The following is a 13803-nucleotide window of genomic DNA, read 5'->3' on the forward strand; positions in this document are numbered from 1 at the left end:
CGACGACGCTCCGCGTCGCCTCCCTCCTCCGCCTTGCGATCGTACGCACCAGGCCCCGCTCCCTGATCCGGCCTGATCCAAACGACAAGCCCTAGTCGGTCCAGGCGTGCTCCAGCAGCGTACGGAAGCCGACGGGCTCGCGGCCGATCAGCTCGGCGAGCGTCGGGTCGACGGCGCTGAACTCGCCCTCGCGCCCCGCCACGAAGACGCTCAGCATCAGGTCGGCGGCCGGGGCCGGGACGCCGTGCGACAGCGCCTGCTCGCGGAAGGTGTCGTCGGGGACGACGGTGCGGGTGAAGGGGCGCCCCGCGGCCTGGGCCGCGAGCCCGGCGACGGCGTCGAAGTCGAGCGCCGCGGGGCCGGTGAGCGCAGGGGTGGGTCCTTCGAATCGGCCTTCGTCGGTGAGGATCGCGGCGGTGGCCTCGGCGAGGTCGTCATGTCCGGTCCAGGCGACGGGGCCGTCCGCGGGCAGACCCATGTCGCCGCTGTGGCGGGAGGGCTCCAGGAACTGGAGGGCACTGGCGGCGTAGAAGCCGTTGCGCAGCGAGGTCCACGGCAGACCGGTGGCGCGCAGCAGGTCCTCGGTGCGGGCGTGGTCGCGGCACGGCTGGAAGCGCGAGTCGTGGGCGGCGCCCATCTGGCTGGTGTAGAGGATGCGCCCGACGCCGGCCTTCACGGCGGCGTCGATGGCGGTGCGGTGGCCCGCGACGCACGCGTCGCCCGTGCGGTCGAGGGAGACGAGAAGCGCCTGGGCCGCGCCCTCGAAGGCGTGCACGAGGGAGTCGGGGTCGTCGAAGCTGCCCTGCCGTACGCGCACGCCGCGGTCGGCGAGGTCCTGGGCCTTGCGGGGATCGCGCACGCTGACGCCGAGGCGGTCGGCGGGGACGCGCTTCAAGAGGCGCTCGACGATGCGGCGGCCGAGCTTGCCGGTGGCTCCGGTCACGATGATCACGGGATTCTCCGAACGTCGTTTCCATCGGAATCACCGCAACGATAACACTGGAACTAACACCGGAATCAAAACGCCGTTATCATCGATACATGCCTACCCGTGACACCGCAGAGAGCCCCCGCCGCCGCATCGTCGAAGCGGCGGTGGAACTGCTGGAGGCCGGAGGGTCGGACGCGGTGAGCACCCGCGCGGTCGCCGCCGCGGCCGGGGTGCAGCCGCCGGCGATCTACCGCCTCTTCGGCGACAAGGAGGGCCTCCTGGAGGCGGTCGCCGAGCACGGCTATGCGCAGTTCCTGGAGAGCAAGCGGGCCCAGCTCGCCCCCGCGCCGGAGGATCCGGTGGAGGAGCTGCGGCGCGGCTGGGACATGGTGGTGGAGTTCGGCGTCTCGCGCCCCGAACTGTTCGCGGTGATGAACAGGTGCACGGGTCGGGAGGTGAACGTGGCTCACCGTGCTGGTCTGGAGATTCTGCACGGCCGGGTGCGCCGGCTCGCGGCCGGAGGGTGGCTGCGGGTCGACGAGGAGCTGGCCGCGCAGATCATCCAGGCCACGGGGCAGGGCGCGGTCATCACGTGGCACGCCACCCCGGCGGAGCGCCGCGATCCGGCGCTCCTTACCGTCCTGCGCGAATCCATGATCTCCGCGGTCACCCGCACGGAACCCACCTTCTCCTCGACCGAGGCCGGCCCAGCCCCGGCGGCCCGGGCGCTGCGGGCGGCGCTGACCGACAAGGCGGAGGTGTTGAGCGAGCCGGAGCAGGCGCTGCTGCGGGAGTGGCTGACGCGCCTGGCGGCGGACGGCGGCGGGCAGCAGCCCTGATTCCACGTCAGCAACCCTCTGCGGTGTGGGGCATGTGGCCGACAGGGCCGGCACTGTCCTGCCCGGGTTGACCGCCTCCGGCAGGCGGTGCTGGAGGCGGCACGTGGACAGCACCCCCGCCAACCGGGGGCTCTGGAACCGGATCAGCAGTCCCTACCGGCACGAGCACGACCCGCGGATCGGTGCCGCACCTCGGCTGCGGCGCGGGGCAGTGGCCCAGGGCACTCGCCGCGGAGGGCGCCGCCGTGTCGCCAGTCCATGGTTCGAGGCCTGCTACGGCGAAGCTGCCGGCCGTGTGACCACGACGCTTCAGCCCGGAACTGCTCTGCGTCACCCACGAACCGTGAGTCCCGCCGCGCCGAGCGCCAAGGGGTGCCCGCGCGCGGTCAGCCCGTGGTGAGGGACACCTCGGTCGCCTTGATGAGCGCGGTGACGGGGGAGTCGACGGTCAGGCCGAGGTCCGTGACGGCCTCCTTGGTGATCGCGGCGGTCAGTTGGCCTCCCGCGACGTCCACCTTGACGGTCGCCATCGCGGTACCCGCGGCGATGTCGCGCACTGTTCCGGGTAGCCGGTTGCGGATGGACAGACCCTCCACCGCGCCCGTGGTGAGCGCCACCTCCGTCGACTTGACCAGCGCGCTCACCGCGGAACCCTCGCTGATTCCGAGGTCCTTGACAGCGTCGACGGTGATGGCGGAGACGAGGTTCTGGCCGCCGTCGAGGCGGACCTTCACGGAGGCCATGGCCTCACCTGTGGTGACAGCGGTGACGGTGCCAGGGATCTGGTTGCGGATGCTCAGGCTCATGGGAACGCCTCACGGTGCTGGGGTGATTCGCGGTGATTTCGTCCGCCTGTGCCGTTCACCTTAGCCCGGCCCGGGCGCCAGGTTTCCGGCGAAGGTGCGGCGACTGGGCGCGAGTCGTCGGTGCAACCTCCAAGTGGAGGCCGCTCGCTGCCCAGGAATTCGACTCTTCCCCCAAGCATCCGCCAGCCCTCTATGGAAAACATTGCCGCAGATGCAAGATGGAAGGCGTAGTTCGGTGCGCAAATGCTGCTGCTCCGGCAGGTTCTATCCCGCAGGGCGAGGTACCCATGGTCATGCGCACGCACGACGGCAGCGCCGGTGACGTCGACTACGGCGCCATCGGCTCCGGCCACGTCTCCTACCGCCGCCCCGACGTACGCATCGCCCACACCATCGCCCAGGCCCTCGGTGACACGCGCAACGTGCTCAACGTCGGCGCGGGCACCGGCTCTTACGAGTCCGCCGCGCACACCGTCACGGCGGTCGAGCCCTCCCTGGCCATGCGCGCCCAGCGACCGGCCGAACTCGCCACCGCCGTCGACGCCGTCGCCGAGCACCTGCCCTTCGCCGACGGGCAGTTCGACGCCTCCATGGCTCTGTTCAGCGTCCATCAGTGGTCCGACGCCGAAGCCGGGCTGCGCGAAATGCGCCGCGTCACCAGCGGCCCCGTCGTCCTGCTCACCTGCGACCCCCTGCGCGTACGCGACTTCTGGCTCTACGACTACGCGCCCGACGTGCTCGACACCGAAGCCCGCCGCTATCCGCGGCTCGGCGCGCTGACGGAGGCACTCGGCGGCACGGTCTCCATCGAGCCCGTCCCCATCCCGCTCGACTGCACCGACGGCTTCAACGAGGCGTACTACGGCCGCCCCGAACTGCTCCTCGACCCCGCGGCCCGCCAGGCCTGTTCGGCGTGGAGCTTCATCGACGACCGGGCCCGCCAGGACTTCGACACCTCGCTGCGTCGCGCATTGGGCTCGGGCGCCTGGGACGAGGCCTTCGGCCAGCTGCGCGGCCGGCCGACCTACAACGGCTCGCTCGTCCTCCTGCGTGCCACTCCCTGACCCGGAAAGGGGCCCACGGTGGACCCACTCGCACGCCACAAGATGATCGCGCAGGTCCAGGTCGAACGAGAGCGGCTGATGCCGCAACACGCGGAGGCGACCCGGACGACGATCGACATGCTGCGCGCCGGCACGGGCCACGACCGGGACCCGCACGTCGTCCCGTACGTCAACCTCGCCTACCTGCTCGGCGTCAAGAACACCTACGGTGAGGACGAGTTGATGGCCTTGGCCCTGTCCGTGGCGAACTGGGCGACCACCGCGATCAACGACCTCGCCCGCAACACCGGCCGCACCCCGCAGCAGATCATCGACCGCTACGAGACGGACGTCATCGCGGTCGAGCAAGGACTCGACTGATCAGGACCACCGCTTGACGATCCTCGCGGGAGCCTCCGGGCGTACGCGGGATCAATCCGCCGCCATGGCGCTCAGTTCCCCGGCCATGGTCCGAACGTTCCCTCCCAGCCGCCCCCGCACCATCGAGGAAGTCCTGGCCGCCTCCGCAGGTGAACGGGCCTGCGGCAGCCTCCCCTTGAGGTGGAATCACCCACGAAGGAAAGCAGGGCCGCTACAAGGCCGGTCAGACTGAGGAGATGACCACACACCCCGACCGCGTCGACCACGAGCTGATCCAGGCAGCGGCGCACGTCGCGGCCACACGCTGCCGCGGTGACAACCACACCATGGCGGCTGCGGCCCGTGCCCGGGACGGCCGGATCGTCACCGCGGTGAACGCCTACCACTTCACCGGAGGACCGTGCGCTGAGCTGGTCCTGATCGGGACCGCTGCCGCCGAGGGCGTCTATGACCTGGACACCATGGTCGCCGTGGGCGACCGTGACCGGGGCGTGGTGCCCCCGTGCGGCCGCTGCCGCCAGGTCCTTCTTGACTACTTCCCGGAGCTGAACGTCATCGTCGGGACGAACGACGGCCTCCGGATGGTGCCCGTCTCCGGCCTGCTTCCCGAAAGCTACATTTGGGCGGATCACCAGATCGCGCCGCCGCACGCCGATCCCACGCCATAAGGACGCCTGATACCCCCATCGCGGATTCCTGCCTTCCGCCGCCGTGAGCATCGTGTTTCCCTCACATGAACTCACGCCGTGGTGAGAGGAAACCCCGTGACCGCACTGCACACCGCGACAGCCATCCTCGTGGTCGTCCTGCTCATTCCCGTGCCGAAGGTGGAACCGGTGATCGCCCTGGTCATCGGCTCGCTGTATCTCGGCATCGCGACCGGCCTCGGTTTCGAGGGCACCATCAAGACGATCGTCGACGGCTTCGGCGACATCATGGCCGAAGTGGGGCTGCTGATCGGCTTCGGCGTCCTGCTCGGCTCACTGCTGAACTCCATGGGGGCGCTGCAGAAACTCGTCGAGAAGCTGCTGCGCGTCCTCGGACCCGGCAAGCTTCCCTACGCACTCGCCGGCGCCTTGAGTAGCTGTTTGTATTCCTGTTGGCGCTTGGTGGGGTGGAGCCGCAGGTTCGCGTGGGGTGCGGTTTGTCGGGAATGCGTAGTGGGCTCGTAGGCTGGCGGGGTGGATGACCTGTTGACCGATCTGATGTCTCGTGTGCGGGGTCGTGGGACGGCGCTGGCGCGCTGGGCCGCAGAGTCGGACGAGACGGGGGTGCGGATGGAGGCTCCGGCCCCGTTGACGTTGATTGCGGTGGTCCGGCGCGGTTGCGCGGTTGCCCTGGAACGTCAGGACGCCGTGATCGTGGCGGCCGGTGAGGCGGTTCTGCTGTCCGGCGCCGGACCGTACACGGTCGCGCCCCTTGCGGGTACGGTCCCCGATCTGGTGGTGTCGGGCCCCGACCGGTACACGGACGCGGCCGGGCGTCCTGTGCCGGGGCTGACGGTCACCGGCACCCGCACTTGTGGGTATCCCTCGGACGCGGGGACGTCGTTGATCGTGACGGGTTCCTACGGGTGGGCCGCCGATGTGGGTGAGCGGCTGCTGGCCGCCCTGCCGCCCGTGACGCTGCTGCGGCAGGAGGAGCTGCCCGCCGAGTTGCTCTCCCTGCTCGTGCAGGAGACCGCCGTGGACGCGCCTGGCCAGCAGGCCGTTCTGGACCGGCTGCTGGATCTCGTGCTGGTCCGCGCGGTCCGCGCTGTCTTCGCCCGTCCTGGCACGGTGTCGCCACGGTGGTGGCTGGCACGGGCAGATCCGGTGGTGGGTCCGGCTCTGCAGGCTCTGCACGAGTGTCCGACCGAGCCGTGGACGGTGCCGCGGCTGGCGGACACGGTCGGGGTGTCGCGGTCGACGCTGGCGCGGCGGTTCGCCGACCGGTTGGGCACGAGCCCGATGGCCTACCTCGCGGACTGGCGGATGACGCTTGCCGCTGATCTCCTCGCCGACCCGCACACCACGGTCGCAGCAGTGGCCCGCGCGGTCGGCTACCGCGACGAATCCTCCTTCGCCACCGCGTTCAAGCGTCTGCGCGGCCACTCCCCGACCTCCCGCCCTCTGACTCCGGCCCCGCGGGGGTTCGGGCAGCCGCCGGGGCGGGTCTGAGCCGATCACGAAGGTGCATGAGCGTTGCGCACCTGGCCGGGGCCGCCGATCCCGGGTGTGCTGGAGGCACAGAGCCTCTGGCCGCCGGGCCGGGGCGCGCAACATGGAACGGAGACGGTCGCATGCTGACTGACCAGGTCAAGAAGCAGGTCCTGCAGCGGTACGTGGACTGCTGGAACGCCGACGACGTCGAGGGAGTCCTGGCCCTCTACGCAGACGAGGCGACGGCCGAGGACCCGGTCGGAACCGAGGCAGCAGTCGGCATCGAGGCGATCCGGGCGAAGATGCTGCCCGGCAAGGGACAGGTCATTCGGATCACCCTGGACGGACCTATCCGCACCACCTACACCAACCGGGCCGCGATGGCCTTCACCCTCGACTGCTGGTTCGGCGAAGAAGCCAAGCGCGTCAAGGTCATCGACGTCATCAGCTTCGACGACCACGGCAAGATCCTCGCCCTCGAAGCCCACTGGGGCGACGACGACATCATGCCCCTCCCCGCCGACCAGCACTGAGAGGCGCCGGATCACCGGGAAGCGCTGGTCCAGTCGGCGCGGGGGCCCTTGCGGGTCAGCCGCCGGCTCATGAGCGTGATGAACGCCCAGTTCAGATGGGCTTCGGCGTGCTGGGGAAGTCGCTCGTAATCGCGGCAGTTCCGGCGGGCGTTCATGATCCAGCCGATCGACCGCTCGACCTTCCACCGGAGGCAGGACGACGAAGCCACGAGTTCCCTTGGGCCGGAGCACGGGCCGCAGGGTCATCCAGGGGTGGCCTGCGGTCCAGGCGGGCAGCAGGTCCCGGCCGACGGTCGAAGCCGCCTTCAACGACTGTGAATCGACGATCAGCGTCACCGGGAACGGGCAGCGGCCCTTGCCCGTGCGGATGCCGCGCCGCAGCTGGTCCCGAATGAAGGTGACCACCCCAGCCCGGTTCCACCGGGCAAAGAAGCCGTAGACGGTCTGCCACGGCGGGAAGTCCGCGGGCAGGGATCTCCACTTCGCCCCGTTGTCGACCAGGTAACGAATCGCGTCGACGATCTGTCGGCGGGGCCACTTCTCGGGATGGCCGCCGGTCTTGGTCCGGCATGCCTCGACTGGCAGCAGGGCTTCGAGCAGGGCCCATTCGGCGACGGTGGTGTCGGACGGATAGCGGCGAGGCCGGTGACGGACAGTGGTCGGCATGACGGGACCCGGGTCAGGACCGGGAGGGCTTCGCGAGCTGGGCGAGGGTGGAGCGGACGCCGGTGAGCTGGTCGGTGACCAGTTGGGCCCAGTCGTCATCGGGGTAGCGGGCCAAGTGGGGGGCGAGCGTCCCCGTGATCATCCGGGTCAGCCGGCCCAGGACCTGGGCCAGCTGCTTCTTCTCGTACTCGATCCAGTCCGCGGGGTCGTCGGAGAACATGTAGCCGTCCTTGCGCCGCCAGATGATCGGGGTGAGGTGCTCGGCCGCCCCGACGTCGCGCAGGTGCCGGATTCCCCGGGCGACCTGGGAGCGGGTAATGCGCGTGGCCACCATGAGCTGGTAGGTGTGCAGGCCCGCAGGCCGTGCTTCCATCAGCGCGACGCGTACCAGGTCGCCGTAGTGCTCGGACAGCGGCCGCGCCGACGGACGCCGGCCCATCGCCTACTCGCCCTTGAGCAGCTGGGTCAGCTGCTCGTCCAGGGTGAACTCGCCGTGGTCGAGGGCGCTCTCCAACCAGTCGGCCGCAGCGCGGACCCGTGCCAGTTGACGCCGGACCGTGTCGCGCTCGTCGTCGGTGAACTGCTGGCCGCGCATCTTGGGGACCAGCCGCCCCAGGGTGGCTACGAAGCCGTGGCACGAACCGACGAGGTCCACGTACTCGAGGGTGTGCTCGATCTTGCGGACGGCCGGGACGCGGTCACGGATCTTCTCGCGGCTCTCGGCGGTGTTGTCGAACTGAGCGCGGTTCACCAGCATCCGGGTGGTGTCGTCGCGCATCGTGGAGCGGGCCACCGCCGGTCGGCGCAGCAGGTCACGGGTGACTTCCTGGGCGGTGTCGTCGTCGCGGGTCAGCTCGGTGACCACCCGCATCCTCTCGGCCGGGGTGACGTGCTCGGTCACCTTGGGCCGCCTCAAAAGGTCGGTGGCGACCTGGGCGGCGACCTCATCGTCCCGGGTCAGATCAGCGACGGCCGCGACCTTCTCATCCAGCGTGACCGGGCGGTCGACCCGCTGGCCGACCACGCGCTTGGCGCCGTCCGGCGTCCACTGCCTCGCTCCGGTGCGCGGGTTGAACGGCGCATCCTCGATCGCTGCCCACCGCTCGTCTTCGTCCGCGACCGAGGCCAGGATGCGGTGCACGGTGAACGACACCCCCTCCTTACGCTTGTCCTTGGGCCACCGGTTGGCGGTATAGCGCCAGTCCACAACGGTTTTCCGCTCGACACCAACATCGTCGGCGAAGATCTGCAGCGACTCCTCGACGGTGAACAGGTCATCCGTGCCGTTGGGCATCGACCCGCCCACCGGGCGCATCGGCTCGATCTCCAACGCCATGTCGCCCAGGGCGAACTGGGCGCGGGCGACCTATGCGATCAGTTCCTTGGCCTGGGCCACGAGCTGTTCGTAACGCTGCCGGGTGACGTTCCCCACCCGGTCCGTCACCTCGGTCATGACGACCACCGCCCTCACCGGGCCCGGCCCGGCCGCCCACGAGGCGACCGGTCACAGGGCACCGGCCCCGGTCACCGGCCACCCTCGCGCGAGGCCGCCCGGCGCAGACAGAGCACAAGAAGGGGGTATTGGAAGCACCCGCCTGAAAATTCCAACTCCCATGCCAAACAGGGGGTGTTGAAAGGATCTGCGAGGCGTTCGCCTACGGCGTTTCCGCAACACCAAATCGCGACGCCCGCCGCTGACGGCAGGCCCGTACCCGGCAACGGTCCGAGCAGTACACCGCCGCCCTCGACCGCTCCACCCCCACCGTCCACGACCGCCCGCACACCGGACACACCGCCTGCTCACCCCGCTGAATCGCGGCCACCCGCAACCGCGTCCGCCGCATCCTCCGCCACCGCCGCGACCTGCACCGACTTGAGCAGAACACCGCGGCCGCCGCCATCGTCACCGGCAACGGATCACCACACTCCCGGCAATACCGCCGAGTCGTCCCGCCAGCCCCCACACCACAGATCATCCAGCCGTACGCACCTCACGGCCAGAGATGAAAGACAGCTACTGAGCGCCGTCTTCCCGTCGATCTACGTGGACGTCCAACTCGTCCTCGCCGCCCCGCTCGCCACGTCGGCCGCGCCCCGCATGGGGCGCTACGGACTGCCGATGATGGGCGGCGCCCTGAGCGCCGGAATCCTCGTCGGCTACGTGTTCGTCGTGCCGGGCCTCGGCACCCTGGCGGTCGCCGGTCTCCTGCATGTGCCGCTCGGCACGATGCTGGTGTACGGCTTCGTCCTCGGCCCGCTCGCCGCGCTGCTGACCACGTTCCTGTACGGTCGGCTGCTGCGCCGCGGCCTGTGGAACCCGGCGACCGACGAAGTGCCCGACGCCGAGGATGCAGTGGGCGAACGGGCCGCTGACACCGACGCCGTGGCCGTACCTGACGTATCCGAGAACGACCACCCGGGGGCCCGCCGTCCGCTGCCGCCGCTGTATCTCTCCCTGCTCCCGATCCTCGTTCCGCTGCTGCTCATCGCCACTGGCGCCATCGCCGACGCCGCGGGCGTGACCTCGGATCTGCTCGCCTTCCTGGGTAACCCCGCGTTCGCGCTCTTCGCGGGACTGGTCGGCGCGTACGCCCTGGCGAAGCGGGTGCTCACGGGCGAGAGGGTGGAGCAGGCGGTGACCGAAGGCTTCCACAGCACCGGGCAGATCCTGCTCGTCACCGGCGTGGGCGGATCGCTCGGAGCCGTCATCGGCAAGACCGGCCTCGACAAGGTGCTCTCGGGGATCTTCTCCGCTGACGCGGGCATGTCCACTGTGGTGACGATCCTGCTGGTGTGGCTCATCGCGGCGCTGCTGCACCTGGCCATCGGCTCGATCGGCGTCGCCGCCATCGCCGCGGCGGGGATCATCGCCCCGATCATGGGAGACCTCGCCGTGCCACCCGCGGTGCTCGCCCTGGCGATCGGCTCCGGCTCGCTCTTCGCCCTACAGGTCAACAGCAACTTCTTCTGGATGTTCCAGCCGCTCCTCGGGGTGACCACCCGGGGCGCGCTCAAGGCCCTCACCTTCGTGACCGCGATGGCTTCGGTCGTCTCGCTGGTACTCGTCGTCGCCGTGAGCTTCGTGGTGTGAGACCCGCGCGCCGCGCCGGCAGCAACCAGGCAGCCCCACAAGCACGTACGAAAGAAACAAGCACATGCAACCCCTCCGCGACATCACCGTCGTCTCGCTCGAGCAGGCCATCGCCGCTCCGTACGCCACCCGACAGCTCGCCGACCTCGGCGCCCGCGTGATCAAGGTGGAACGGCCCGGCGCGGGCGACTTCGCCCGTGCGTACGACAGCCGCGTGCGCGGACTCAGCTCGCACTTCGTGTGGGTCAACCGCAACAAGGAATCGCTCACCCTCGACATCAAGGACCCGCAGGGCATGGACGTGCTGCACCGGCTCCTCGCGGACGCCGACGTCTTCGTGCAGAACCTGGCGCCCGGCGCGGCCGAGCGGGCCGGTCTCGGCTGGGCCGAACTGCACGCGGCCCACCCCCGCCTGATCGTCTGTGACATCTCCGGCTACGGCGCCCCCCGGCCCGTACGCCACCGCCAAGGCGTACGACCTGATGGTGCAGAGCGAAGCCGGACTCCTCTCCGTGACCGGCAGCGCCGAGGAGATGGCGAAGGTGGGCATCTCCGTGTCCGACATCGCCGCCGGGATGTACGCCTATAGCGAGGTCCTCGCGGCCCTGCTGGAGCGGGCCCGCACCGGCGAGGGCGTACATGTCGACGTGTCGATGCTGGAGGCCACGGTGGAGTGGCTGGGCTTCCCGCTGTACTACGCGTACGACGGCGCCGAGCCGCCGCCGCGTGCGGGCGCGGCGCACGCGACCATCTATCCGTACGGCCCCTTCACCGCCGGCGACGGCAAGGTCGTCATGATGTGCATCCAGAACGAGCGCGAGTGGGCGGCCTTCTGCGAACGCTTCCTGGGGCAACCGGCGCTGGCGACGCACCCCGACTACGCGGGCAACGCCGCCCGCAACGCGCACCGCGAGGCCCTGGGCGCGATCATCGCGGCGCGGTTCGCCGAACTCACCGCCGCCGAGGCCGTCGACCTCCTCGCCGCCGTCCCGGTCGCGCACGCCAGGGTCAACTCGCTGGCCGAGGTGTGGGAGCACCCGCAGCTGACCGCCCGCGACCGCTGGCACCAAGTGGGGACCCCGGCCGGGCCGATCCCCGCGCTGGCCCCGCCGGGGCTGGTCGACGACACCCCGCGCATGGACCCGGTGCCCGGCCTCGGCGAGCACACCCGCAGCATCCTCGCCGAGGTCGGCCTGACCGCCACCGAGATCGACGAACTCGCCGCCCGGGGCGCCGTATGACCGGCTCTGCGGACCCGCTGGCCACGGCCGTGACGTGGCTGTTCGTACCGGCCTCCCGCCCCGACCGGTTCGCGAAGGCGGTCACCAGCGGTGCCGACGCAGTTCTCATCGACCTGGAGGACGCCGTGGCGGCGGGCGACAAGGCGGCCGCCCGCCTGGGCGATCTACATCGTCGTGGGCCTGTCCCTCGCCTACTTCGCCTACCGGCACGACCTGCCGTTGTCGATCCGCAGCTCGCTGTATCCGCTGCTCGGCAAGCGCATTCACGGACGCACCGGAGACGCGGTCGACACCCTGGCCGTCTTCGGGACGATGTTCGGCGTCGCCACCTCCCTGGCGTTCGGAGTCCTCCAGGTGAACGCGGGCCTCGCCAGCCTCAACATCCTGCCGCAGTCGACCACCGTCGAATTGGTACTGATCGCCGCCATTACGCTGGTCGCCACCTTCTCCCTCCTGTCGGGAATCGACAAGGGAATGCTCCGCCTGTCGGTCACCAATCTCTGCTTCAGCCTCGTCGTCATGACGTTCGTCCTGTTCGCGGGGCCCACGATCGATGTGTTGTCGAGTTTCGTGCAGCAAGTCTGCGACTACGTCCAGACGTTGCCGCAGACGACGCTGTGGACGGACTCCGGGGCGCATTCCGGATGGCAGGCGTCATGGACCATTTTCTACTGGGGATGGTGGGTCAGCTGGGCGCCGTTCGTGGGCATGTTCATCGCCCGGGTATCGCGTGGGCGCACCATCCGTGAATTCGTCTTCGGCGTGATGCTCGTCCCCGCCGCCCTCACGTTCTTGTGGCTCGCCGTCTTCGGGAACACCGCCTTCTCCGTCGACGCGGCGACCGGCGGAAAGCTGTCGGAGAAGGTGGCGCAGGACCCCGCGATCGCCCTGTTCGGCCTGCTCGACGAGCTGCCCCTCGCCAAGACCGTGACCGCGCTCGTGGCCCTGTACTTCGTCACGTCCTCGGACTCGGCAGGACTGGTCATCGACCTGCTGACCTCGGGAGGCAAGGTCGACGCCCCGAAGATCCAGCGGGTGTTCTGGTCCGTCCTGGAGGGAGCCGTCGCGGCCGTCCTGCTGCTCGCCGGATCCGGTGGCCTCGTGGCGCTGCAGACCGCCTCGATCACGACCGCGCTGCCGTTCAGCCTGGTCATGATCGTGATGTGTTACGGCCTGGTGCGCGCGCTGTACGCGGACGACCGTCAGATGTCGCTCGACCGCGTCACGCTCTCCGAGCCGAAGCACGAACGGGTCCCCGAATGCGAGGACCCGAAGGCCAGTCCGTTCCGGGACGAGGTGCAGGGCGCGCCCTGCACCACCGCCGTCCGTGGCCGGGTCCCCCGGGCCCGGCCGCCACGACGTAACGCGGCCGTGCTCATGTCGCCGGCCCGCACTGCGGCTGCGTGGGTACGGCGGACAAGCCCGTGGGCCGGTCGGCACCGGGTTCGTGCTCCACGGTGACGGTGATCCGGGCGCCGAGCGCCTTCGCGTAGTGCCCCATCGTCTCCAGGTCGAGTGTCTCGCCGCCCTCGATCTGGGCCGCCCACAGTCGGGAGACCCCCGCGGCGGCGGCCGCCTGCCCGAGGGGCACTCCCTGCTCCTGGCGGATCTCCCGCAGGCGCCGCCCCAGGAGGTAGGTGTGCGCCGCCGGATGTGTGTGCCGCCCGGGCCGCACGATGTCGATCTCCTGCGTGTCCACGAAGTCGTCCGTCACGCCCGGCCCCCGTAGACCGCCGCCAGCCCGCGGTCCAGTTCCGGTGCCACGGTCTCCGCGCCGAGGGCGACCACCCTGTGAGTGCGGGACAGGAAGCGGTGCAGGACCTTGGTGTCGAAGCGGAGCATGGCCACGCCGAGTTCGGAGTGGAGTTCGACGACGGTGTACGAGGATCCGCGCGGCGCGACCCGCACACAGCCCACCCCGGCGGGGCCGGCGAGCCCTTCCGTGAGCAGGGTGCGGGCGAAGGTCCACGTCGAGTCCTCGCCGTCGGTCGTGACGCGCGCCGGGAAGTCGAAGTGGACGGCGAGGGGGTCGGACGAGGTGTAGCGGAGGTTCACCGGAACGGGCAGTTGCCCGTCCATGGTGACGAGGACCGCACTGGTGGAGAGCTCCAGTGTGATGTTCATGAGGGGG

The 13803-nt window shown here is 70.2% G+C and carries 15 protein-coding genes and 3 pseudogenes; 11 read left to right on the plus strand and 7 right to left on the minus strand.

All coding sequences use genetic code 11. The annotated features are described in order from the left end of the window. Nucleotides 1-91: 91 nt before the first annotated feature. Nucleotides 92-952, minus strand: coding sequence for an SDR family oxidoreductase (locus ACIA8D_RS31595; protein WP_399237570.1), 861 nt, complete (start codon nt 950-952; stop codon nt 92-94). Between the two features lie 89 nt (nt 953-1041). Here ACIA8D_RS31595 and ACIA8D_RS31600 point away from each other — a divergent pair, with 89 nt between their 5' ends. Beyond that, nucleotides 1042-1770, plus strand: a complete 729-nt coding sequence (locus ACIA8D_RS31600) for a TetR/AcrR family transcriptional regulator (RefSeq protein ID WP_399237571.1) — start codon at nt 1042-1044, stop codon at nt 1768-1770. 386 nt (nt 1771-2156) lie between these two features. On the opposite strand, the gene ACIA8D_RS31605 is transcribed toward ACIA8D_RS31600, so the two are convergent. Further along, complete coding sequence (locus tag ACIA8D_RS31605) at nt 2157-2576, minus strand: molybdopterin-binding protein (protein ID WP_399237572.1); 420 nt, start codon at nt 2574-2576, stop codon at nt 2157-2159. Between the two features lie 293 nt (nt 2577-2869). Between ACIA8D_RS31605 and ACIA8D_RS31610 the strand changes: the two genes are divergently transcribed. The 6 genes from ACIA8D_RS31610 to ACIA8D_RS31635 all read left to right on the plus strand — a co-directional run bounded on the left by ACIA8D_RS31610 (nt 2870) and on the right by ACIA8D_RS31635 (nt 6674). After that, nucleotides 2870-3640, plus strand: a complete 771-nt coding sequence (locus ACIA8D_RS31610; protein WP_399237573.1) for a class I SAM-dependent methyltransferase — start codon at nt 2870-2872, stop codon at nt 3638-3640. An 18-nt stretch (nt 3641-3658) separates the two neighbouring features. Then, on the plus strand, nt 3659-4000 hold the full coding sequence (locus ACIA8D_RS31615; protein ID WP_399237574.1) for a hypothetical protein: 342 nt from the start codon (nt 3659-3661) through the stop codon (nt 3998-4000). 236 nt (nt 4001-4236) lie between these two features. Beyond that, nucleotides 4237-4668, plus strand: a complete 432-nt coding sequence (locus tag ACIA8D_RS31620) for a cytidine deaminase (RefSeq protein WP_399237575.1) — start codon at nt 4237-4239, stop codon at nt 4666-4668. A gap of 96 nt (nt 4669-4764) precedes the next feature. Beyond that, nucleotides 4765-5172 carry a hypothetical protein gene (locus ACIA8D_RS31625; RefSeq protein ID WP_399237576.1) on the plus strand — a complete coding sequence of 136 codons (408 nt, stop codon included), beginning with the start codon at nt 4765-4767 and terminating at the stop codon, nt 5170-5172. A gap of 9 nt (nt 5173-5181) precedes the next feature. Further along, on the plus strand, nt 5182-6159 hold the full coding sequence (locus tag ACIA8D_RS31630) for an AraC family transcriptional regulator (protein WP_399237577.1): 978 nt from the start codon (nt 5182-5184) through the stop codon (nt 6157-6159). Nucleotides 6160-6281: 122 nt separating this feature from the next. Next, the gene (locus ACIA8D_RS31635; protein WP_399237578.1) at nt 6282-6674 is read left to right on the plus strand and encodes a nuclear transport factor 2 family protein; all 393 of its coding nucleotides are present in this window, start codon (nt 6282-6284) and stop codon (nt 6672-6674) included. 41 nt (nt 6675-6715) lie between these two features. On the opposite strand, the pseudogene ACIA8D_RS31640 reads toward ACIA8D_RS31635, so the two are convergent. The 3 genes and pseudogenes from ACIA8D_RS31640 to ACIA8D_RS31650 form a co-directional block, all read right to left on the minus strand. Then, nucleotides 6716-7340: pseudogene (locus tag ACIA8D_RS31640) on the minus strand (transposase); the annotation flags it as partial. 13 nt (nt 7341-7353) lie between these two features. Next, on the minus strand, nt 7354-7779 hold the full coding sequence (locus ACIA8D_RS31645; RefSeq protein WP_399237579.1) for a hypothetical protein: 426 nt from the start codon (nt 7777-7779) through the stop codon (nt 7354-7356). A 3-nt stretch (nt 7780-7782) separates the two neighbouring features. Continuing rightward, the gene (locus ACIA8D_RS31650) at nt 7783-8676 is read right to left on the minus strand and encodes a DUF6192 family protein (protein WP_399237580.1); all 894 of its coding nucleotides are present in this window, start codon (nt 8674-8676) and stop codon (nt 7783-7785) included. 708 nt (nt 8677-9384) lie between these two features. Here ACIA8D_RS31650 and ACIA8D_RS31655 point away from each other — a divergent pair. The 4 genes and pseudogenes from ACIA8D_RS31655 to ACIA8D_RS31670 all read left to right on the plus strand — a co-directional run bounded on the left by ACIA8D_RS31655 (nt 9385) and on the right by ACIA8D_RS31670 (nt 13133). Continuing rightward, the gene (locus tag ACIA8D_RS31655) at nt 9385-10431 is read left to right on the plus strand and encodes a GntP family permease (protein ID WP_399237581.1); all 1047 of its coding nucleotides are present in this window, start codon (nt 9385-9387) and stop codon (nt 10429-10431) included. 64 nt (nt 10432-10495) lie between these two features. After that, nucleotides 10496-11672, plus strand: a pseudogene (locus tag ACIA8D_RS31660) (CaiB/BaiF CoA transferase family protein). Next, nucleotides 11669-11773, plus strand: a pseudogene (locus ACIA8D_RS31665) (CoA ester lyase); the annotation flags it as partial. The pseudogenes ACIA8D_RS31660 and ACIA8D_RS31665, both read left to right, overlap by 4 nt. A gap of 73 nt (nt 11774-11846) precedes the next feature. Continuing rightward, nucleotides 11847-13133: a BCCT family transporter gene (locus ACIA8D_RS31670; RefSeq protein ID WP_399237675.1), complete on the plus strand. Its 1287-nt coding sequence runs from the start codon at nt 11847-11849 to the stop codon at nt 13131-13133. On the opposite strand, the gene ACIA8D_RS31675 is transcribed toward ACIA8D_RS31670, so the two are convergent. After that, nucleotides 13048-13386, minus strand: a complete 339-nt coding sequence (locus ACIA8D_RS31675) for a helix-turn-helix domain-containing protein (RefSeq protein WP_399237582.1) — start codon at nt 13384-13386, stop codon at nt 13048-13050. The two genes, ACIA8D_RS31670 and ACIA8D_RS31675, sit on opposite strands and share 86 nt — an antisense overlap. Then, nucleotides 13383-13796: an SsgA family sporulation/cell division regulator gene (locus tag ACIA8D_RS31680; protein WP_399237583.1), complete on the minus strand. Its 414-nt coding sequence runs from the start codon at nt 13794-13796 to the stop codon at nt 13383-13385. Before ACIA8D_RS31680 ends, ACIA8D_RS31675 begins: the two co-directional genes overlap by 4 nt. Nucleotides 13797-13803 lie beyond the last annotated feature (7 nt).

This window comes from Streptomyces sp. NPDC051684, assembly GCF_044453445.1.
Classification (GTDB): domain Bacteria; phylum Actinomycetota; class Actinomycetes; order Streptomycetales; family Streptomycetaceae; genus Streptomyces.